General features: G+C 49.2%; 26 protein-coding genes and 1 rRNA gene. 21 read left to right on the top strand and 6 right to left on the bottom strand.

Going from position 1 to position 16,998, the window contains the following annotated elements:
- Nucleotides 1-7: 7 nt before the first annotated feature.
- The 14 genes from rplR (at nt 8) to arfA (ending at nt 7,174) form a co-directional block, all read left to right on the top strand.
- Nucleotides 8-361 (top strand): 50S ribosomal protein L18, encoded by a 354-nt coding sequence (gene rplR, locus A9180_RS00135; protein WP_000358960.1) that lies wholly within the window; start codon nt 8-10, stop codon nt 359-361.
- Nucleotides 362-375: 14 nt separating this feature from the next.
- Nucleotides 376-879, top strand: a complete 504-nt coding sequence (rpsE, locus tag A9180_RS00130; RefSeq protein ID WP_000940122.1) for a 30S ribosomal protein S5 — start codon at nt 376-378, stop codon at nt 877-879.
- Nucleotides 880-882: 3 nt separating this feature from the next.
- Complete coding sequence (gene rpmD, locus A9180_RS00125; protein ID WP_001140433.1) at nt 883-1,062, top strand: 50S ribosomal protein L30; 180 nt, start codon at nt 883-885, stop codon at nt 1,060-1,062.
- Nucleotides 1,063-1,065: 3 nt separating this feature from the next.
- On the top strand, nt 1,066-1,500 hold the full coding sequence (gene rplO, locus A9180_RS00120; RefSeq protein WP_001238917.1) for a 50S ribosomal protein L15: 435 nt from the start codon (nt 1,066-1,068) through the stop codon (nt 1,498-1,500).
- A 7-nt stretch (nt 1,501-1,507) separates the two neighbouring features.
- Complete coding sequence (gene secY / locus A9180_RS00115; RefSeq protein ID WP_001118861.1) at nt 1,508-2,839, top strand: preprotein translocase subunit SecY; 1,332 nt, start codon at nt 1,508-1,510, stop codon at nt 2,837-2,839.
- Between the two features lie 31 nt (nt 2,840-2,870).
- Nucleotides 2,871-2,987: a 50S ribosomal protein L36 gene (gene rpmJ / locus A9180_RS00110; RefSeq protein WP_000868187.1), complete on the top strand. Its 117-nt coding sequence runs from the start codon at nt 2,871-2,873 to the stop codon at nt 2,985-2,987.
- Between the two features lie 146 nt (nt 2,988-3,133).
- Nucleotides 3,134-3,490: a 30S ribosomal protein S13 gene (gene rpsM / locus A9180_RS00105; RefSeq protein ID WP_000090775.1), complete on the top strand. Its 357-nt coding sequence runs from the start codon at nt 3,134-3,136 to the stop codon at nt 3,488-3,490.
- Between the two features lie 16 nt (nt 3,491-3,506).
- Nucleotides 3,507-3,896 carry a 30S ribosomal protein S11 gene (gene rpsK, locus A9180_RS00100; protein ID WP_001029684.1) on the top strand — a complete coding sequence of 130 codons (390 nt, stop codon included), beginning with the start codon at nt 3,507-3,509 and terminating at the stop codon, nt 3,894-3,896.
- Nucleotides 3,897-3,929: 33 nt separating this feature from the next.
- The gene (gene rpsD, locus A9180_RS00095; protein WP_000135224.1) at nt 3,930-4,550 is read left to right on the top strand and encodes a 30S ribosomal protein S4; all 621 of its coding nucleotides are present in this window, start codon (nt 3,930-3,932) and stop codon (nt 4,548-4,550) included.
- A 25-nt stretch (nt 4,551-4,575) separates the two neighbouring features.
- Nucleotides 4,576-5,565, top strand: coding sequence for a DNA-directed RNA polymerase subunit alpha (locus A9180_RS00090; protein ID WP_001162094.1), 990 nt, complete (start codon nt 4,576-4,578; stop codon nt 5,563-5,565).
- Between the two features lie 40 nt (nt 5,566-5,605).
- Nucleotides 5,606-5,989, top strand: a complete 384-nt coding sequence (rplQ, locus tag A9180_RS00085) for a 50S ribosomal protein L17 (RefSeq protein WP_001216368.1) — start codon at nt 5,606-5,608, stop codon at nt 5,987-5,989.
- A gap of 106 nt (nt 5,990-6,095) precedes the next feature.
- Nucleotides 6,096-6,464 (top strand): DUF1992 domain-containing protein, encoded by a 369-nt coding sequence (locus A9180_RS00080; RefSeq protein WP_064524924.1) that lies wholly within the window; start codon nt 6,096-6,098, stop codon nt 6,462-6,464.
- A gap of 10 nt (nt 6,465-6,474) precedes the next feature.
- Entirely contained in the window at nt 6,475-6,900 is a 426-nt protein-coding gene (zntR, locus tag A9180_RS00075) for a Zn(2+)-responsive transcriptional regulator (RefSeq protein ID WP_064524921.1), read from the top strand.
- 55 nt (nt 6,901-6,955) lie between these two features.
- Nucleotides 6,956-7,174: an alternative ribosome-rescue factor ArfA gene (gene arfA, locus A9180_RS00070; protein WP_064524917.1), complete on the top strand. Its 219-nt coding sequence runs from the start codon at nt 6,956-6,958 to the stop codon at nt 7,172-7,174.
- Here arfA and mscL read toward each other — a convergent pair.
- From mscL to def, 5 genes are all read right to left on the bottom strand, one after another.
- The gene (mscL, locus tag A9180_RS00065) at nt 7,171-7,581 is read right to left on the bottom strand and encodes a large-conductance mechanosensitive channel protein MscL (protein WP_000022442.1); all 411 of its coding nucleotides are present in this window, start codon (nt 7,579-7,581) and stop codon (nt 7,171-7,173) included. The two genes, arfA and mscL, sit on opposite strands and share 4 nt — an antisense overlap.
- Before the next feature lie 129 nt (nt 7,582-7,710).
- A complete protein-coding gene (gene trkA / locus A9180_RS00060) occupies nt 7,711-9,087 on the bottom strand; it encodes a Trk system potassium transporter TrkA (RefSeq protein ID WP_000691382.1) in 1,377 nt (458 codons plus the stop codon).
- A gap of 21 nt (nt 9,088-9,108) precedes the next feature.
- A complete protein-coding gene (gene rsmB / locus A9180_RS00055) occupies nt 9,109-10,398 on the bottom strand; it encodes a 16S rRNA (cytosine(967)-C(5))-methyltransferase RsmB (RefSeq protein WP_064524939.1) in 1,290 nt (429 codons plus the stop codon).
- Between the two features lie 51 nt (nt 10,399-10,449).
- Nucleotides 10,450-11,397 (bottom strand): methionyl-tRNA formyltransferase, encoded by a 948-nt coding sequence (gene fmt, locus A9180_RS00050; RefSeq protein WP_064524914.1) that lies wholly within the window; start codon nt 11,395-11,397, stop codon nt 10,450-10,452.
- A gap of 14 nt (nt 11,398-11,411) precedes the next feature.
- Nucleotides 11,412-11,921 (bottom strand): peptide deformylase, encoded by a 510-nt coding sequence (gene def, locus A9180_RS00045; protein ID WP_000114984.1) that lies wholly within the window; start codon nt 11,919-11,921, stop codon nt 11,412-11,414.
- Between the two features lie 129 nt (nt 11,922-12,050).
- Between def and dprA the strand changes: the two genes are divergently transcribed.
- The 6 genes from dprA to A9180_RS00015 are packed head-to-tail and all read left to right on the top strand — an operon-like array spanning nt 12,051 to nt 15,845.
- Nucleotides 12,051-13,175: a DNA-protecting protein DprA gene (gene dprA / locus A9180_RS00040; protein WP_064524912.1), complete on the top strand. Its 1,125-nt coding sequence runs from the start codon at nt 12,051-12,053 to the stop codon at nt 13,173-13,175.
- Entirely contained in the window at nt 13,147-13,620 is a 474-nt protein-coding gene (smg, locus tag A9180_RS00035) for a DUF494 family protein Smg (protein ID WP_000460680.1), read from the top strand. The genes dprA and smg overlap by 29 nt, the downstream gene beginning before the upstream one ends.
- A gap of 28 nt (nt 13,621-13,648) precedes the next feature.
- The gene (locus A9180_RS00030; RefSeq protein WP_064524910.1) at nt 13,649-14,191 is read left to right on the top strand and encodes a type I DNA topoisomerase; all 543 of its coding nucleotides are present in this window, start codon (nt 13,649-13,651) and stop codon (nt 14,189-14,191) included.
- A gap of 4 nt (nt 14,192-14,195) precedes the next feature.
- Nucleotides 14,196-14,768, top strand: a complete 573-nt coding sequence (gene tsaC / locus A9180_RS00025) for an L-threonylcarbamoyladenylate synthase type 1 TsaC (protein WP_064524908.1) — start codon at nt 14,196-14,198, stop codon at nt 14,766-14,768.
- A gap of 4 nt (nt 14,769-14,772) precedes the next feature.
- The gene (gene aroE / locus A9180_RS00020; RefSeq protein WP_064524905.1) at nt 14,773-15,591 is read left to right on the top strand and encodes a shikimate dehydrogenase; all 819 of its coding nucleotides are present in this window, start codon (nt 14,773-14,775) and stop codon (nt 15,589-15,591) included.
- Nucleotides 15,588-15,845: a DUF1488 domain-containing protein gene (locus A9180_RS00015; RefSeq protein WP_064524902.1), complete on the top strand. Its 258-nt coding sequence runs from the start codon at nt 15,588-15,590 to the stop codon at nt 15,843-15,845. The genes aroE and A9180_RS00015 overlap by 4 nt, the downstream gene beginning before the upstream one ends.
- On the opposite strand, the gene A9180_RS00010 is transcribed toward A9180_RS00015, so the two are convergent.
- Nucleotides 15,821-16,375: a gamma carbonic anhydrase family protein gene (locus A9180_RS00010; RefSeq protein WP_064524898.1), complete on the bottom strand. Its 555-nt coding sequence runs from the start codon at nt 16,373-16,375 to the stop codon at nt 15,821-15,823. The two genes, A9180_RS00015 and A9180_RS00010, sit on opposite strands and share 25 nt — an antisense overlap.
- 471 nt (nt 16,376-16,846) lie before the next feature.
- Here A9180_RS00010 and A9180_RS00005 point away from each other — a divergent pair.
- Nucleotides 16,847-16,998 (top strand): 16S ribosomal RNA (locus A9180_RS00005); the annotation flags it as partial.

Here is a 16,998-nt window from a genome sequence, read left to right as displayed (position 1 = left end):
TAACACTATGGATAAGAAATCTGCTCGTATCCGTCGTGCGACCCGCGCACGCCGCAAGCTCCAGGAGCTGGGCGCAACTCGCCTGGTGGTACATCGTACCCCGCGTCATATTTACGCACAGGTAATTGCACCGAACGGTTCTGAAGTTCTGGTAGCTGCTTCTACTGTAGAAAAAGCTATCGCTGAACAACTGAAGTACACCGGTAACAAAGACGCGGCTGCAGCTGTGGGTAAAGCTGTCGCTGAACGCGCTCTGGAAAAAGGCATCAAAGATGTATCCTTTGACCGTTCCGGGTTCCAATATCATGGTCGTGTCCAGGCACTGGCAGATGCTGCCCGTGAAGCTGGCCTTCAGTTCTAAGGTAGAGGTGTAAGATGGCTCACATCGAAAAACAAGCTGGCGAACTGCAGGAAAAGCTGATCGCGGTAAACCGCGTATCTAAAACCGTTAAAGGTGGTCGTATTTTCTCCTTCACAGCTCTGACTGTAGTTGGCGATGGTAACGGTCGCGTTGGTTTTGGTTACGGTAAAGCGCGTGAAGTTCCAGCAGCGATCCAGAAAGCGATGGAAAAAGCCCGTCGCAATATGATTAACGTCGCGCTGAATAACGGCACTCTGCAACACCCTGTTAAAGGTGTTCACACGGGTTCTCGCGTATTCATGCAGCCGGCTTCCGAAGGTACCGGTATCATCGCCGGTGGTGCAATGCGCGCCGTTCTGGAAGTCGCTGGGGTTCATAACGTTCTGGCTAAAGCATATGGTTCCACCAACCCGATTAACGTGGTTCGTGCAACTATTGATGGCCTGGAAAATATGAGTTCTCCAGAAATGGTCGCTGCCAAGCGTGGTAAATCCGTTGAAGAAATTCTGGGGAAATAAACCATGGCAAAGACTATTAAAATTACTCAAACCCGCAGTGCAATCGGTCGTCTGCCGAAACACAAGGCAACGCTGCTTGGCCTGGGTCTGCGTCGTATTGGTCACACCGTAGAGCGCGAGGATACTCCTGCTATTCGTGGTATGATCAACGCGGTTTCCTTCATGGTTAAAGTTGAGGAGTAAGAGATGCGTTTAAATACTCTGTCTCCGGCCGAAGGCTCCAAAAAGGCGGGTAAACGCCTGGGTCGTGGTATCGGTTCTGGCCTCGGTAAAACCGGTGGTCGTGGTCACAAAGGTCAGAAATCTCGTTCTGGCGGTGGCGTACGTCGCGGTTTCGAAGGTGGTCAGATGCCTCTGTACCGTCGTCTGCCGAAATTCGGCTTCACTTCTCGTAAAGCAGCGATTACAGCCGAAGTTCGTCTGTCTGATCTGGCTAAAGTAGAAGGCGGTGTTGTAGACCTGAACACGCTGAAAGCGGCTAACATTATCGGTATCCAGATCGAGTTCGCGAAAGTGATCCTGGCTGGCGAAGTAACTACTCCGGTAACTGTTCGTGGCCTGCGTGTTACTAAAGGCGCTCGCGCTGCTATCGAAGCTGCTGGCGGTAAAATCGAGGAATAAGTAGCAGATGGCTAAACAACCGGGATTAGATTTTCAAAGTGCCAAAGGTGGCTTAGGCGAGCTGAAACGCAGACTGCTGTTTGTTATCGGTGCGCTGATTGTGTTCCGTATTGGCTCTTTTATTCCGATCCCTGGTATTGATGCCGCTGTACTTGCCAAACTGCTTGAGCAACAGCGAGGCACCATCATTGAGATGTTTAACATGTTCTCTGGTGGTGCTCTCAGCCGTGCTTCTATCTTTGCTCTGGGGATCATGCCGTATATTTCGGCGTCGATCATTATCCAGCTGCTGACGGTGGTTCACCCAACGCTGGCAGAAATTAAGAAAGAAGGGGAGTCTGGTCGTCGTAAGATCAGCCAGTACACCCGTTACGGTACTCTGGTGCTGGCAATATTCCAGTCGATCGGTATTGCTACCGGTCTGCCGAATATGCCTGGTATGCAAGGCCTGGTTATTAACCCGGGCTTTGCATTCTACTTCACCGCTGTTGTAAGTCTGGTCACAGGAACGATGTTCCTGATGTGGTTGGGCGAACAGATTACTGAACGAGGTATCGGCAACGGTATTTCAATCATTATCTTCGCCGGTATTGTCGCGGGACTCCCGCCAGCCATTGCCCATACTATCGAGCAAGCGCGTCAAGGCGACCTGCACTTCCTCGTGTTGCTGTTGGTTGCAGTATTAGTATTTGCAGTGACGTTCTTTGTTGTATTTGTTGAGCGTGGTCAACGCCGCATTGTGGTAAACTACGCAAAACGTCAGCAAGGTCGTCGTGTCTATGCTGCACAGAGCACACATTTACCGCTGAAAGTGAATATGGCGGGGGTAATCCCGGCAATCTTCGCTTCCAGTATTATTCTGTTCCCGGCAACCATCGCGTCATGGTTCGGGGGCGGTACTGGTTGGAACTGGCTGACAACAATTTCGCTGTATTTGCAGCCTGGGCAACCGCTTTATGTGTTACTCTATGCGTCTGCAATCATCTTCTTCTGTTTCTTCTACACGGCGTTGGTTTTCAACCCGCGTGAAACAGCAGATAACCTGAAGAAGTCCGGTGCATTTGTACCAGGAATTCGTCCGGGAGAGCAAACGGCGAAGTATATCGATAAAGTAATGACCCGCCTGACCCTGGTTGGTGCGCTGTACATTACCTTTATCTGCCTGATCCCGGAGTTCATGCGTGATGCAATGAAAGTACCGTTCTACTTCGGTGGGACCTCACTGCTTATCGTTGTTGTCGTGATTATGGACTTTATGGCTCAAGTGCAAACTCTGATGATGTCCAGTCAGTATGAGTCTGCATTGAAGAAGGCGAACCTGAAAGGCTACGGCCGATAATTGGTCGCCCGAGAAGTTACGGAGAGTAAAAATGAAAGTTCGTGCTTCCGTCAAGAAATTATGCCGTAACTGCAAAATCGTTAAGCGTGATGGTGTCATCCGTGTGATTTGCAGTGCCGAGCCGAAGCATAAACAGCGCCAAGGCTGATTTATTCGCATATTTTTCTTGCAAAGTTGGGTTGAGCTGGCTAGATTAGCCAGCCAATCTTTTGTATGTCTGTGCGTTTCCATTTGAGTATCCTGAAAACGGGCTTTTCAGCATGGAACGTACATATTAAATAGTAGGAGTGCATAGTGGCCCGTATAGCAGGCATTAACATTCCTGATCATAAGCATGCCGTAATCGCATTAACTTCGATTTATGGCGTCGGCAAGACCCGTTCCAAAGCCATCCTGGCTGCAGCGGGTATCGCTGAAGATGTTAAGATCAGTGAGCTGTCTGAAGGACAAATCGACACGCTGCGTGACGAAGTTGCCAAATTTGTCGTTGAAGGTGATCTGCGCCGTGAAATCAGCATGAGCATCAAGCGCCTGATGGATCTTGGTTGCTATCGCGGTTTGCGTCATCGTCGTGGTCTACCGGTTCGCGGTCAGCGTACCAAGACCAACGCACGTACCCGTAAGGGTCCGCGCAAACCGATCAAGAAATAATCGGGGTGATTGAATAATGGCAAAGGCACCAATTCGTGCACGTAAACGTGTAAGAAAACAAGTCTCTGACGGCGTGGCTCATATCCATGCTTCTTTCAACAACACCATCGTGACTATCACTGATCGTCAGGGTAACGCGTTGGGTTGGGCAACAGCCGGTGGTTCCGGTTTCCGTGGTTCTCGCAAATCCACTCCGTTTGCAGCTCAGGTTGCAGCAGAGCGTTGCGCTGACGCCGTGAAAGAATACGGCATCAAGAATCTGGAAGTTATGGTTAAAGGTCCGGGTCCAGGCCGCGAATCTACTATTCGTGCTCTGAACGCCGCAGGTTTCCGCATCACTAACATTACTGATGTGACTCCGATCCCTCATAACGGTTGTCGTCCGCCGAAAAAACGTCGCGTATAACGCTTCGTTTTCCAGGTTTGTTGGAGAAAGAAAATGGCAAGATATTTGGGTCCTAAGCTCAAGCTGAGCCGTCGTGAGGGCACCGACTTATTCCTTAAGTCTGGCGTTCGCGCGATCGATACCAAGTGTAAAATTGAACAAGCTCCTGGCCAGCACGGTGCGCGTAAACCGCGTCTGTCTGACTATGGTGTGCAGTTGCGTGAAAAGCAAAAAGTTCGCCGTATCTATGGTGTGCTGGAGCGTCAGTTCCGTAACTACTACAAAGAAGCAGCACGTCTGAAAGGCAACACCGGTGAAAACCTGTTGGCTCTGCTGGAAGGTCGTCTGGACAACGTTGTATACCGTATGGGCTTCGGTGCCACTCGTGCAGAAGCACGTCAGCTGGTTAGCCATAAAGCAATTATGGTAAACGGTCGTGTTGTTAACATCGCTTCTTATCAGGTTAGTCCGAATGACGTTGTAAGCATTCGTGAGAAAGCGAAGAAGCAGTCTCGCGTGAAAGCCGCTCTGGAGCTGGCTGAGCAGCGTGAAAAGCCAACCTGGCTGGAAGTTGATGCTGGCAAGATGGAAGGTACGTTTAAGCGTAAGCCGGAGCGTTCTGATCTGTCTGCGGACATTAACGAACACCTGATCGTCGAGCTTTACTCCAAGTAAAGCTTAGTACCAAAGAGAGGACACAATGCAGGGTTCTGTGACAGAGTTTCTAAAACCGCGCCTGGTTGATATCGAGCAAGTGAGTTCGACGCACGCCAAGGTGACCCTTGAGCCTTTAGAGCGTGGCTTTGGCCATACTCTGGGTAACGCACTGCGCCGTATTCTGCTCTCATCGATGCCGGGTTGCGCGGTGACCGAGGTTGAGATTGATGGTGTACTACATGAGTACAGCACCAAAGAAGGCGTTCAGGAAGATATCCTGGAAATCCTGCTCAACCTGAAAGGGCTGGCGGTGAGAGTTCAGGGCAAAGATGAAGTTATTCTTACCTTGAATAAATCTGGCATTGGCCCTGTGACTGCAGCCGATATCACCCACGACGGTGATGTCGAAATCGTCAAGCCGCAGCACGTGATCTGCCACCTGACCGATGAGAACGCGTCTATTAGCATGCGTATCAAAGTTCAGCGCGGTCGTGGTTATGTGCCGGCTTCTACCCGAATTCATTCGGAAGAAGATGAGCGCCCAATCGGCCGTCTGCTGGTCGACGCATGCTACAGCCCTGTAGAGCGTATTGCCTACAATGTTGAAGCAGCGCGTGTAGAACAGCGTACCGACCTGGACAAGCTGGTCATCGAAATGGAAACCAACGGCACAATCGATCCTGAAGAGGCGATTCGTCGTGCGGCAACCATTCTGGCTGAACAACTGGAAGCTTTCGTTGACTTACGTGATGTACGTCAGCCGGAAGTGAAAGAAGAGAAACCAGAGTTCGATCCGATCCTGCTGCGCCCTGTTGACGATCTGGAATTGACTGTCCGCTCTGCTAACTGCCTTAAAGCAGAAGCTATCCACTATATCGGTGATCTGGTACAACGTACCGAGGTTGAGCTCCTTAAAACGCCTAACCTTGGTAAAAAATCTCTTACTGAGATTAAAGACGTGCTGGCTTCCCGTGGACTGTCTCTGGGTATGCGCCTGGAAAACTGGCCACCGGCAAGCATCGCTGACGAGTAACCGGATCACAGGTTAAGGTTTTACTGAGAAGGATAAGGTCATGCGCCATCGTAAGAGTGGTCGTCAACTGAACCGCAACAGCAGCCATCGCCAGGCTATGTTCCGCAATATGGCAGGTTCACTGGTTCGTCATGAAATCATCAAGACGACTCTGCCTAAAGCGAAAGAGCTGCGCCGCGTAGTTGAGCCGCTGATTACTCTTGCCAAGACTGATAGCGTTGCTAATCGTCGTCTGGCATTCGCCCGTACTCGTGATAACGAGATCGTGGCAAAACTGTTTAACGAACTGGGCCCGCGTTTCGCGAGCCGTGCCGGTGGTTACACTCGTATTCTGAAGTGTGGCTTCCGTGCAGGCGACAACGCGCCGATGGCTTACATCGAGCTGGTTGATCGTTCAGAGAAAGCAGAAGCTGCTGCAGAGTAATCTGAAGCAACGTAAAAAAACCCGCCCCGGCGGGTTTTTTTATACCCGCAGTATCCCCACTTATCTACAATAGCTGTACTCTTTTTGTTCATCCCCTGGAGTATTTATGTGGTTACTTGACCAGTGGGCAGAGCGCCATATTACTGAAGCACAAGCTAAAGGCGAGTTTGATAATCTCCCGGGCAGTGGTGAACCATTAATTCTGGAAGATGACTCACACGTGCCGCCGGAACTGCGTGCTGGCTATCGCTTGTTAAAGAATGCCGGCTGTTTACCGCCAGAACTTGAGCAGCGTAAGGAAGCCGTTCAGCTTCTGGATATTCTCAAAGGAATCCGTCAGGATGAACCACAATATCAAGAGGTTAGCCGTCAGTTATCTTTACTGGAGTTAAAACTGCGGCAAGCAGGTTTGAGCACTGAATTTTTACGTGGCGAATATGCAGATAAGCTTCTGAATAAAATTAATGACAACTGAGAGAGAATTTATGTATCGCATTGGTGAGCTGGCAAAACTGGCGGAAGTTACACCCGACACAATACGTTATTACGAAAAACAGCAGATGATGGATCATGAAGTTCGTACGGAAGGAGGCTTTCGCCTGTATACCGAAAGCGATCTCCAACGGTTGAAATTTATTCGGCATGCCAGACAACTTGGTTTCAGTCTGGAGTCGATCCGTGAGTTACTTTCGATCCGTATCGATCCTGAACATCATACTTGTCAGGAATCAAAAGGCATTGTGCAGGAAAGATTACAGGAAGTGGAAGCGCGGATAGCCGAGTTGCAGAGCATGCAGCGTTCCTTGCAACGTCTTAACGATGCCTGTTGTGGTAGCGCCCATAGCAGCGTTTATTGCTCTATCCTTGAAGCTCTTGAGCAAGGAGCCAGCGGCGGCAAAGCAGGTTGTTGATTTTTTGCACTGACAGGATTAAACTCGCGCCGTTAAATAAACAACTGGAGTTTTTATGAGCCGATATCAGCATACGAAAGGGCATATAAAGGATAATGCGATTGAAGCATTACTGCATGACCCCTTGTTCAGACAGCGTGTAGAAAAAAATAAAAAAGGGAAAGGCAGTTATATGCGAAAAGGAAAACATGGCAATAGGGGTAACTGGGAGGCCAGTGGCAAGAAAGTAAATCACTTTTTTACCACTGGCCTTCTACTTTCAGGATCTTGTTAAGAGCGGTTATTCTGCTCTTTCAGTAAATCGCGAATCTCTGTCAGTAGTACTTCTTCTTTGGTTGGCGCAGGCGCGGCTGCCGGTTCTTCTTTCTTACGATTCAGTTTGTTGATTAGCTTAATTGCCATAAAGATGGCAAAGGCAACAATCAGAAAATCAAATACGTTTTGAATGAAGACACCGTAATGCATGACGACAGCAGGGATATCCCCCTGCGCATCGCGTAGCGTGACAGCAAACTGTTTAAAGTCGATCCCACCAATTAATAAACCCAGCGGCGGCATGATGATATCGGCAACCAGTGAAGATACAATCTTACCGAAGGCCGCACCGATAATGACACCCACTGCCAAATCCACCACATTCCCGCGCATCGCAAATTCGCGAAATTCTTTAATAATGCTCATGTTATTCTCCCTATAAAGCCGACAATCATAAGTCTAACAAATGTTAAGCTATTTTCCTGCCGGGAATGAATTTAATTAATCCTTGAAAAGAAAAGGGAATTAATAAGGCGTCAGAAGACGCCTTATTAATTATAAGAAGAAAGGACTTGGCTGGAAGAGACGTTCGACGTCGGTAATAAACTTTTTGTCCGTCAGGAACATAATTACATGATCGCCTTGCTCAATACGAAGATTATCATTGGCAATCATCACATCATTGCCGCGTACTACTGCACCAATAATCGTTCCTGGTGGCAGTTTGATTTCATCTATAACCCGGCCAACGACACGAGAAGTACTTTCATCACCGTGTGCAACGGCTTCAATAGCTTCTGCTACGCCACGTCGCAGCGAGGAGACGCCAACGATATCTGCTTTTCGTACGTGACTGAGCAAAGCAGAGATTGTTGCCTGCTGCGGTGAAATTGCAATATCGATAACGCTCCCCTGAACCAGATCCACATAAGCGCGACGTTGGATTAATACCATTACCTTTTTCGCGCCCATACGTTTGGCGAGCATGGCAGACATGATATTGGCTTCGTCATCATTGGTTACCGCGATAAATAGATCAACTTGATCGATGTGCTCTTCAGCCAGCAGTTCCTGATCTGATGCATCACCAAAAAAGACGATCGTATTCTGCAATTTTTCCGCCAATTCGGCAGCGCGTTGTTGATTCCGTTCGATCAGTTTGACGCTGTAATCTTTTTCCAGACGACGCGCCAGCCCTGCACCGATATTACCGCCGCCAACCAGCATGATCCGCTTATATGGCTTTTCCAGTCGCTGTAACTCACTCATTACTGCACGAATATGCTGCGAGGCGGCAATAAAGAACACTTCATCACCGGCTTCAACAATGGTCGAACCTTGCGGACGAATAGGACGATCGTGGCGGAAAATTGCCGCCACGCGGGTATCGATATGCGGCATATGCTCGCGCATAGTCGAAAGCGCATTACCAATGAGCGGGCCACCATAATAGGCTTTTACTACCGCAAGGCTAACTTTGCCCTCTGCAAAGTTCACGACCTGCAAGGCGCCGGGATATTCGATCAGTCGATAAATATTATCGATAACCAATTGCTCTGGCGCGATAAGATGATCAATCGGTACGGCATCAGAATGAAATAGCTTATCGGCATCTCGCACGTAGTCCGGTGAACGGATGCGGGCGATGCGGTTAGGAGTGTTGAAAAGCGAGTAGGCTACCTGGCAGGCAACCATATTGGTTTCATCTGAACTGGTTACAGCAACCAGCATATCAGCATCGTCGGCACCTGCCTCCCGCAATACCCGTGGGTGGGAACCGTGTCCCTGCACGACACGCAGGTCAAATTTATCCTGCAAGGTCCGCAAACGCTCACCATTGGTATCGACAACGGTAATATCGTTGTTCTCACCTACCAGGTTTTCCGCCAGCGTGCCGCCAACTTGTCCGGCACCCAGAATGATAATTTTCATCAGTCGCGACCCGTTATCTCATCACTTTTTGATTAGCTTAGCGTAAAAGAAGCCGTCGCCCTCTTCGGCACCAGGCAGATTTTGCTTACCCGGTTGTTCTGGGGTTCCTGTTTCGCAAAGCATTGCATCTTCTGTGCGTTGCAGAAAGGCTTTAATTTGTTGGCTATTCTCTTCCGGTAACACCGAACAGGTAGCATAAACAAGCGTTCCGCCTGACTTCAAATGTGGCCATATAGCGTCGAGAATTTCAGACTGCAGCTGCGCGAGTTCTGGGATATCGCGATCGCGACGCAACCATTTAATATCCGGATGGCGGCGAATCACTCCGGTTGCCGAACAAGGCGCATCTAATAAGATGCGATCGAACTGTTTCTCACCACACCATTGGGAAGGGTAGCGGCCATCACCTTGTTTCACGGTTGCCTTCATACCAAGACGTTTTAAATTGTCGTAAACGCGAGAGAGGCGTTGCTCATCAATATCGACCGCCAGAACTTGCGCCTCTGGAGCAACCTCAAGAATATGCGTTGTTTTACCGCCTGGCGCGGCGCAAAGATCCAGAATATGTTCACCGTTTTGCGGAGCAAGCCAGGTCATGCAACCTTGTGCCGAAGCATCCTGAACGGTAACCCATCCTTCTTCAAAACCGGGTAGCGCATGAACAGGCGCTGGTGTTTCCAGCCGTACAGCATCAGGATAATCAGTATCTGGGAAACCTTTCATACCGCCTTCTTCCAGTAAGGCAATCCAGGCATCGCGGGAATGGTGCGTACGGTTGACACGTAGCCACATTGGCGGGCGTTGATTATTGGCTTCAACGATGGATTGCCATTGCTCTGGATACGCTTTTTGCAGACGTTTTAAGAGCCAGGCAGGGTGCAGATAACGAGTGTCGTTGGTATTAAACTCGGCCAGTAATTCATCCTGTTGACGCTGGAACTGCCGTAGTACACCGTTAATTAACCCTTTAAGTTGCGGGCGTTTAATCGCGACCGCGCCTTCCACTGTTTCAGCCAGCGCGGCATGAGGGGGAATACGGGTATAAAGCAGTTGATACAAACCAACCATAATCAGGTAATGCACAGTCCGCTGTTTGCCGGTCATTGGACGGGCCATTAATTTATTAATTAGCCAGTCTAACTGTGATAGCGTCCGCAGTACGCCAAAGCACAATTCTTGTAGCAGTGCTTTGTCTTTATCGGAAACTTTTTGTTGTAGCGGCGGCAGAATGTTGCTTAATGATTGCCCTTGCTCGACGACTTGTTCAACGGCCTGTGCCGCCATGCTACGTAAATTACGTTGTTTTTTCATAAGTATAAAAATAAAAATGCCCGGCACGACCGGGCTTAGAAGAGTGGACTATCAGGCCAGACGGTTGCCCGGAACAAACCATTCCCGACGAGAATTCAGGAGGTCTTGTGCGCTCATCGCTTTCTTACCCGCAGGTTGCAATGAGAGCAGATTCAGGATGCCGTCACCGGTCGCGACCTGAATGCCTTGTTTGCTGGCTTCAAGGATTGTCCCTGGCGCAGACGTGGTCATCGTACCAATGACCGACGCTTTCCAGATCTTAACAGGCTGACCTTCAATTTCCAGCCAGCTCATCGGCCATGGATTAAAAGCGCGAATGCAGCGTTCAAGCTGTGCCGCTGAAAGCGACCAGTCAATACGCGCTTCTTCTTTACTCAATTTCTCAGCGTAAGTGACGAGAGTTTCGTCCTGCGCTTCCGGTTTTGCCGAGCCGTCTGCCAGTTGTTTCAATGTGGTGATAAGCCCTTGTGGGCCAAGCTCTGCCAGTTTGTCATATAACGTGCCACTAGTATCTTCTGCGGTAATCGGGCAGGAGAGTTTATAGAGCATGTCGCCCGTATCTAAACCGACATCCATTTGCATAATAGTGACGCCGGTTTCTGCATCGCCCGCCCACAACGAACGTTGGATTGGCGCAGCCCCACGCCAGCGCGGCAGCAGTGAACCATGAACATTGATGCATCCAAGACGCGGCATTTCCAGCACAGCTTTAGGCAGAATCAGCCCATAGGCGACGACGACCATGACATCAGCGTGCAGATCGGCGACCAGTTGCTGGTTTTCTTGTGGGCGCAGGGAAACAGGCTGAAAAACCGGTAACCCTTTCTCTTCTGCCAGCACTTTAACCGGGCTGGGCATGAGTTTTTTACCGCGACCTGCCGGTCGGTCCGGTTGGGTGAACACGCCGACAACGTTATGTCCAGAAGACAACAGCGCGTCAAGATGACGCGCTGCAAAGTCAGGTGTACCCGCAAAAATAATACGTAGTGATTCTGACACGTTAGTTCTTATCCTTAAGCCCGGGCTTTCAGACGATCCAGTTTTTCAACTTTTTGACGAATACGTTGTTGTTTCAGCGGTGACAGGTAATCCATGAACAGTTTACCGACCAGGTGATCCATCTCATGCTGAATACAGATGGCTAACAGACCGTCTGCTTCCAGCTCAAATGGTTTACCGTCGCGGTCCAGGGCGCGAATTTTCACTTTCTCTGCGCGCGGCACTAAAGCACGTTGTTCAGGGATCGACAGGCAACCTTCTTCAATGCCTGTTTCGCCGCTTTTTTCTAAAAGCTCCGGATTGATTAACACCAGCCGTTCGTCACGGTTTTCCGAAACATCAATAACAATGATACGTTGATGAATATCAACCTGTGTTGCCGCCAGGCCAATACCTTCTTCCGCGTACATCGTCTCGAACATATCATCGACGATACGCTGAATTTCTGCATTCACTTCTTCTACCGGTTTAGCAACTTTGCGAAGCCGCTCGTCCGGAATATGTAACACTTGCAAAACTGACATAAATCTCCAGAGATGTGTTCAGGAGTTAGAAAGATTATTTCTTCTATTCTAGACAAATCCCCCTCTGATTGACAGCATCACTGACCAATCGCAAAGATTGCTAAGGCTGCTTATGGCAAGGGGATAAGGATGGTCGAGACAGAAATTTGGCTGCGTTTGATGAATGTGAGCACCTTGTACGGCGATGATATGGTCCGTATAGCTCACTGGCTGGCAGAACAGCCAAATATTGATGCAGTTGTACTGCAGCAAACAGGGCTTTCATCGCGACAGGCACAACGTTTTCTTACATTTTCACAGAAGAGTATTGAAAGCTCACTTTGTTGGCTGGAGCAACCTAACCATCATTTAATTCCTGCGGACAGCGAATTTTATCCTCCTCAACTTATTGCAACGGCTGATTATCCAGGTGCATTGTTTGTTGCTGGTGATCTACAAGCGCTGCAATCATTTCAGTTGGCCGTAGTAGGAAGCCGGGCGCATTCATGGTATGGCGAACGGTGGGGACGACTGTTATGTGAGTCGCTGGCGGCGCGAGGTGTGACAATTACCAGTGGGCTGGCGCGTGGAATCGATGGTGTAGCGCATAAAGCGGCCTTGCAGGTAAATGGTGTCAGTGTTGCTGTGCTGGGTAATGGGCTCAATACCATTTATCCGCGTCGCCATGCCCGACTGGCTACCAGTCTGCTTGAACATGGTGGGGCTCTCGTCTCGGAATTTCCCCTCGATGCCCCTCCTCTTGCTTACAATTTCCCACGAAGAAATCGTATTATCAGTGGTCTAAGTAAAGGTGTACTGGTGGTGGAAGCGGCCTTGCGCAGTGGTTCACTGGTGACAGCGCGTTGTGCGCTTGAGCAGGGGCGTGAAGTTTTTGCTTTGCCCGGTCCATTAGGGAGTCCCGGAAGTGAAGGCCCCCACTGGCTTATTAAACAAGGTGCGATTCTTGTGACGGAACCGGAAGAAATTCTGGAAAATTTGCAATATGGATTGCACTGGTTGCCAGATGCCCCTGAAAAATCATTTTATTCATCAGATCAGGAAGACGTGGCATTGCCATTTCCTGAGCTCCTGGCTAACGTAGGAGATGAGGTAACACCTGTTGACGTCGTCGCTGAACGTGCCGGCCAACCTGTGCCAGAGGTAGTTACTCAACTACTTGAACTGGAGTTAGCAGGATGGATCGCAGCTGTACCCGGCGGCTATGTCCGATTGAGGAGGGCATGCCATGTTCGACGTACTAATGTATTTGTTTGAAACCTATATTCACACTGAAGCTGAGTTGCGTGTGGATCAAGACAAACTTGAACAGGATCTTACCGACGCAGGTTTTGAGCGAGAAGACATTTACAATGCCCTGCTATGGCTGGAAAAGCTTGCGGATTATCAGGAAGGGTTGGCAGAACCGATGCAATTGGCATCTGATCCTCTCTCCATGCGTATTTATACCCCGGAAGAGTGTGAACGACTGGATGCCAGCTGTCGTGGGTTTCTGCTTTTCCTTGAGCAGATTCAGGTGCTCAATCTTGAAACCCGTGAAATGGTGATAGAGCGAGTGCTCGCACTGGATAACGCAGAGTTCGAACTGGATGATCTGAAATGGGTGATCCTGATGGTGTTGTTCAACATTCCGGGCTGCGAAAATGCGTACCAGCAAATGGAAGAATTACTCTTTGAAGTGAATGAAGGTATGCTGCATTAATCATTTCTTTAATTCAGCATAAGTTGTTATGGCAAAATCAGCACTGTTCACGGTGCGTAATAATGAGTCCTGCCCAAAGTGTGGGGCTGAACTGGTTATTCGATCCGGGAAACACGGTCCGTTTCTCGGGTGTTCTCAATATCCGGCATGTGACTATGTCCGTCCTCTGAAATCATCAGCGGATGGTCATATTGTCAAAGTTCTGGAGGGGCAAATATGCCCGGTATGTGGTGCAGACCTGGTGTTACGCCAGGGACGCTTCGGTATGTTCATTGGCTGTAGTAACTATCCTGTATGCGAACATACAGAACTTATCGATAAACCAGACGAAACGGCAATTACCTGTCCTCAATGTCGAACGGGCCATCTGGTCCAGCGTCGCTCCCGTTATGGCAAAACGTTTCATTCCTGTGATCGCTACCCGGAGTGTCAGTTTGCCATTAACTTCAAACCCATAGCCGGAGAATGCCCTGAGTGTCATTATCCGCTACTCATCGAAAAGAAAACCGCGCAGGGTGTAAAACACTTTTGTGCCAATAAACAATGTGGAAAGCCGGTTTCGGCGGAATAATAACGTGAATAATAACCTGCAAGGAGGCGCTATTGCAGCTGCGATAGATGTCCTCAATGAAGAACGTGTCATCGCCTATCCAACGGAAGCCGTTTTCGGTGTCGGGTGCGATCCTGATAGCGAAACAGCAGTGATGCGACTGTTGGAGTTAAAACAACGTCCGGTTGATAAGGGGCTGATTTTAATCGCAGCAAATTACGAGCAGCTCAAACCTTATATCGATGACAGCATGCTGACGGACGCGCAGCGTGAAACCATTTTTTCTCGCTGGCCAGGTCCTGTCACCTTTGTCTTTCCCGCGCCAGCGACAACACCGCGCTGGTTGACGGGCCGATTTGACTCACTTGCTGTACGAGTCACCGACCATCCGTTGGTGATTGCTTTGTGCCAGGCTTATGGTAAACCGCTGGTTTCTACCAGTGCCAACTTGAGTGGATTGCCACCTTGTCGAACAGTAGACGAAGTTCGTGCACAATTTGGTGCGGAGTTCCCGGTTGTGCCTGGTGAAACGGGGGGGCGTTTAAATCCTTCAGAAATCCGCGATGCCCTGACGGGTGAACTGTTTCGACAGGGGTAACATAATGGAAACCTATGCTGTTTTTGGTAATCCGATTGCACATAGCAAATCGCCATTCATTCATCAGCAATTTGCACAGCAACTGAATATTGAGCATCCCTATGGTCGCGTGCTGGCACCTATCAATGATTTCATCAACACGCTGAACGCTTTCTTTAGTGCTGGTGGCAAAGGTGCGAATGTGACGGTGCCTTTTAAAGAAGAAGCTTTTGCCAGAGCAGATGAACTTACTGAACGGGCGGCGTTGGCTGGAGCAGTTAATACCCTCAAGCGTTTAGAAGATGGGCGCCTGCTGGGTGACAATACCGATGGCGTAGGTTTGTTAAGCGATCTGGAACGTCTGTCTTTTATTCGCTCCGGCTTACGTATTTTGTTGATCGGTGCTGGTGGGGCGTCTCGTGGGGTATTACTGCCGCTCCTCTCTCTGGACTGTGCGGTGACAATCACTAACCGAACGGTTTCTCGCGCGGAAGAGTTGGCTAAATTGTTTGCGCACACTGGAAGTGTTCAGGTGTTGGGTATGGACGAACTGGAAGGTCACGAGTTCGATCTTATTATTAACGCGACATCCAGTGGCATTAGTGGAGATGTTCCGGCGATCCCGGCATCGCTCGTTCATTCAGGCATTTGTTGTTATGACATGTTCTACCAGAAGGGAAAAACTCCCTTCCTGGCATGGTGTGAGCAGCAAGGATCAAAACGTAATGCAGATGGATTGGGGATGTTAGTGGCGCAGGCGGCTCATGCCTTTCTTCTTTGGCACGGTGTTCTGCCTGACGTAGAACCAGTCATAAAGCAATTGCAGGAGGAGTTGTCTGCGTGAATCAGGCCATCCAATTTCCAGACAGGGAAGAGTGGAACGAGAGTAAAAAATGCGTTTGTTTTCCCGCTATTGTAAATGGTATGCAGCTCACTTGCGCTATTACTGGAGAGAGTCTGGCGAATCGCTTTGCAGGAGATACGCCAGAACAGTGGTTAGCGAATTTTCGGCAGCATCGCTGGGACCTTGAAGAAGAAGCAGAAAGCTTGATTCAGGATCAAAGCGAAGATGATCAAGGTTGGGTCTGGTTACCCTGATCCAGGTACTCATCTTTCCATTTGACGTAGTTATTCGCGGAGTAGCGTAACCCTGCCTTCTCTTCATCACTTAACGGGCGGATCTGTTTGACGGGGCTACCGAGATACAGATATCCGCTCTCCAGCCGTTTATTTTGTGGGACCAGGCTACCCGCGCCGATCATTACATCATCTTCTATTACAGCGCCATCAAGTAAAATTGATCCCATTCCAACCAGTACTCGATTACCAATAGTACAGCCATGAAGCATGACCTTGTGTCCAACCGTGACGTCTTCACCTACGATTAATGGATTGCCTTGGGGATTGGTTGTTGATTTATGGGTTACATGTAAGACGCTACCATCCTGAATATTAGTGCGGGTACCAATCTGTACATAATTCACATCACCACGAATCACAACGAGCGGCCAGATCCCCACATCATCAGCCAGGCGGACGTCACCAATCACTACACTACTATCGTCGATCATTACGCGCTGACCGATTTGTGGAAAAAGATCGCGGTATGGGCGTAAAACGTCAGACATACTTACCTCAACAAGAAATGATTTACTAATGACTTTGGGTGCAATATTTGCCTTGTGCAAGTGTTTTAGTATGCAAAAAAGCACCATTTTGCGTGCGAATGAAGCAAGGCGGGTGAAAAAACAACAAACAGAAAAAAAGATCAAAAAAGTACTTGTGCAAAAAATTGGGATCCCTATAATGCGCCTCCGTTGAGACGACAACGTGAAACACTTCACAAGATGGTCGGAACAACGAAGAGAAAAATCCTGAAATTCAGGGTTGACTCTGAAAGAGGAAAGCGTAATATACGCCACCTCGCGACAGTGAGCTGAAAGCCGCGTCGCAACTGCTCTTTAACAATTTATCAGACAATCTGTGTGGGCACTCGAAGATACGGATTCTTAACGTCGCAAGACGATAAATGAATACCAAGTCTCAAGAGTGAACACGTAATTCATTACGAAGTTTAATTCTTTGAGCATCAAACTTTTAAATTGAAGAGTTTGATCATGGCTCAGATTGAACGCTGGCGGCAGGCCTAACACATGCAAGTCGAACGGTAACAGGAAACAGCTTGCTGTTTCGCTGACGAGTGGCGGACGGGTGAGTAATGTCTGGGAAACTGCCCGATGGAGGGGGATAA

It is taken from the genome of Escherichia sp. B1147 (genome assembly GCF_001660175.1).
Lineage (GTDB): Bacteria > Pseudomonadota > Gammaproteobacteria > Enterobacterales > Enterobacteriaceae > Escherichia > Escherichia whittamii.
This window is presented reverse-complemented; position numbering and strand designations above follow the sequence as displayed.

Coding starts and splice junctions, on each gene's coding strand:
- rplR (WP_000358960.1), top strand. CDS start 8: ATGGATAAGAAATCTGCTCGTATCCGTCGTGCGACCCGCGCACGCCGC.
- rpsE (WP_000940122.1), top strand. CDS start 376: ATGGCTCACATCGAAAAACAAGCTGGCGAACTGCAGGAAAAGCTGATC.
- rpmD (WP_001140433.1), top strand. CDS start 883: ATGGCAAAGACTATTAAAATTACTCAAACCCGCAGTGCAATCGGTCGT.
- rplO (WP_001238917.1), top strand. CDS start 1,066: ATGCGTTTAAATACTCTGTCTCCGGCCGAAGGCTCCAAAAAGGCGGGT.
- secY (WP_001118861.1), top strand. CDS start 1,508: ATGGCTAAACAACCGGGATTAGATTTTCAAAGTGCCAAAGGTGGCTTA.
- rpmJ (WP_000868187.1), top strand. CDS start 2,871: ATGAAAGTTCGTGCTTCCGTCAAGAAATTATGCCGTAACTGCAAAATC.
- rpsK (WP_001029684.1), top strand. CDS start 3,507: ATGGCAAAGGCACCAATTCGTGCACGTAAACGTGTAAGAAAACAAGTC.
- rpsD (WP_000135224.1), top strand. CDS start 3,930: ATGGCAAGATATTTGGGTCCTAAGCTCAAGCTGAGCCGTCGTGAGGGC.
- A9180_RS00090 (WP_001162094.1), top strand. CDS start 4,576: ATGCAGGGTTCTGTGACAGAGTTTCTAAAACCGCGCCTGGTTGATATC.
- rplQ (WP_001216368.1), top strand. CDS start 5,606: ATGCGCCATCGTAAGAGTGGTCGTCAACTGAACCGCAACAGCAGCCAT.
- A9180_RS00080 (WP_064524924.1), top strand. CDS start 6,096: ATGTGGTTACTTGACCAGTGGGCAGAGCGCCATATTACTGAAGCACAA.
- zntR (WP_064524921.1), top strand. CDS start 6,475: ATGTATCGCATTGGTGAGCTGGCAAAACTGGCGGAAGTTACACCCGAC.
- arfA (WP_064524917.1), top strand. CDS start 6,956: ATGAGCCGATATCAGCATACGAAAGGGCATATAAAGGATAATGCGATT.
- mscL (WP_000022442.1), bottom strand. CDS start 7,581: ATGAGCATTATTAAAGAATTTCGCGAATTTGCGATGCGCGGGAATGTG.
- trkA (WP_000691382.1), bottom strand. CDS start 9,087: ATGAAAATTATCATTCTGGGTGCCGGACAAGTTGGCGGCACGCTGGCG.
- rsmB (WP_064524939.1), bottom strand. CDS start 10,398: ATGAAAAAACAACGTAATTTACGTAGCATGGCGGCACAGGCCGTTGAA.
- def (WP_000114984.1), bottom strand. CDS start 11,921: ATGTCAGTTTTGCAAGTGTTACATATTCCGGACGAGCGGCTTCGCAAA.
- dprA (WP_064524912.1), top strand. CDS start 12,051: ATGGTCGAGACAGAAATTTGGCTGCGTTTGATGAATGTGAGCACCTTG.
- smg (WP_000460680.1), top strand. CDS start 13,147: ATGTTCGACGTACTAATGTATTTGTTTGAAACCTATATTCACACTGAA.
- A9180_RS00030 (WP_064524910.1), top strand. CDS start 13,649: ATGGCAAAATCAGCACTGTTCACGGTGCGTAATAATGAGTCCTGCCCA.
- aroE (WP_064524905.1), top strand. CDS start 14,773: ATGGAAACCTATGCTGTTTTTGGTAATCCGATTGCACATAGCAAATCG.
- A9180_RS00010 (WP_064524898.1), bottom strand. CDS start 16,375: ATGTCTGACGTTTTACGCCCATACCGCGATCTTTTTCCACAAATCGGT.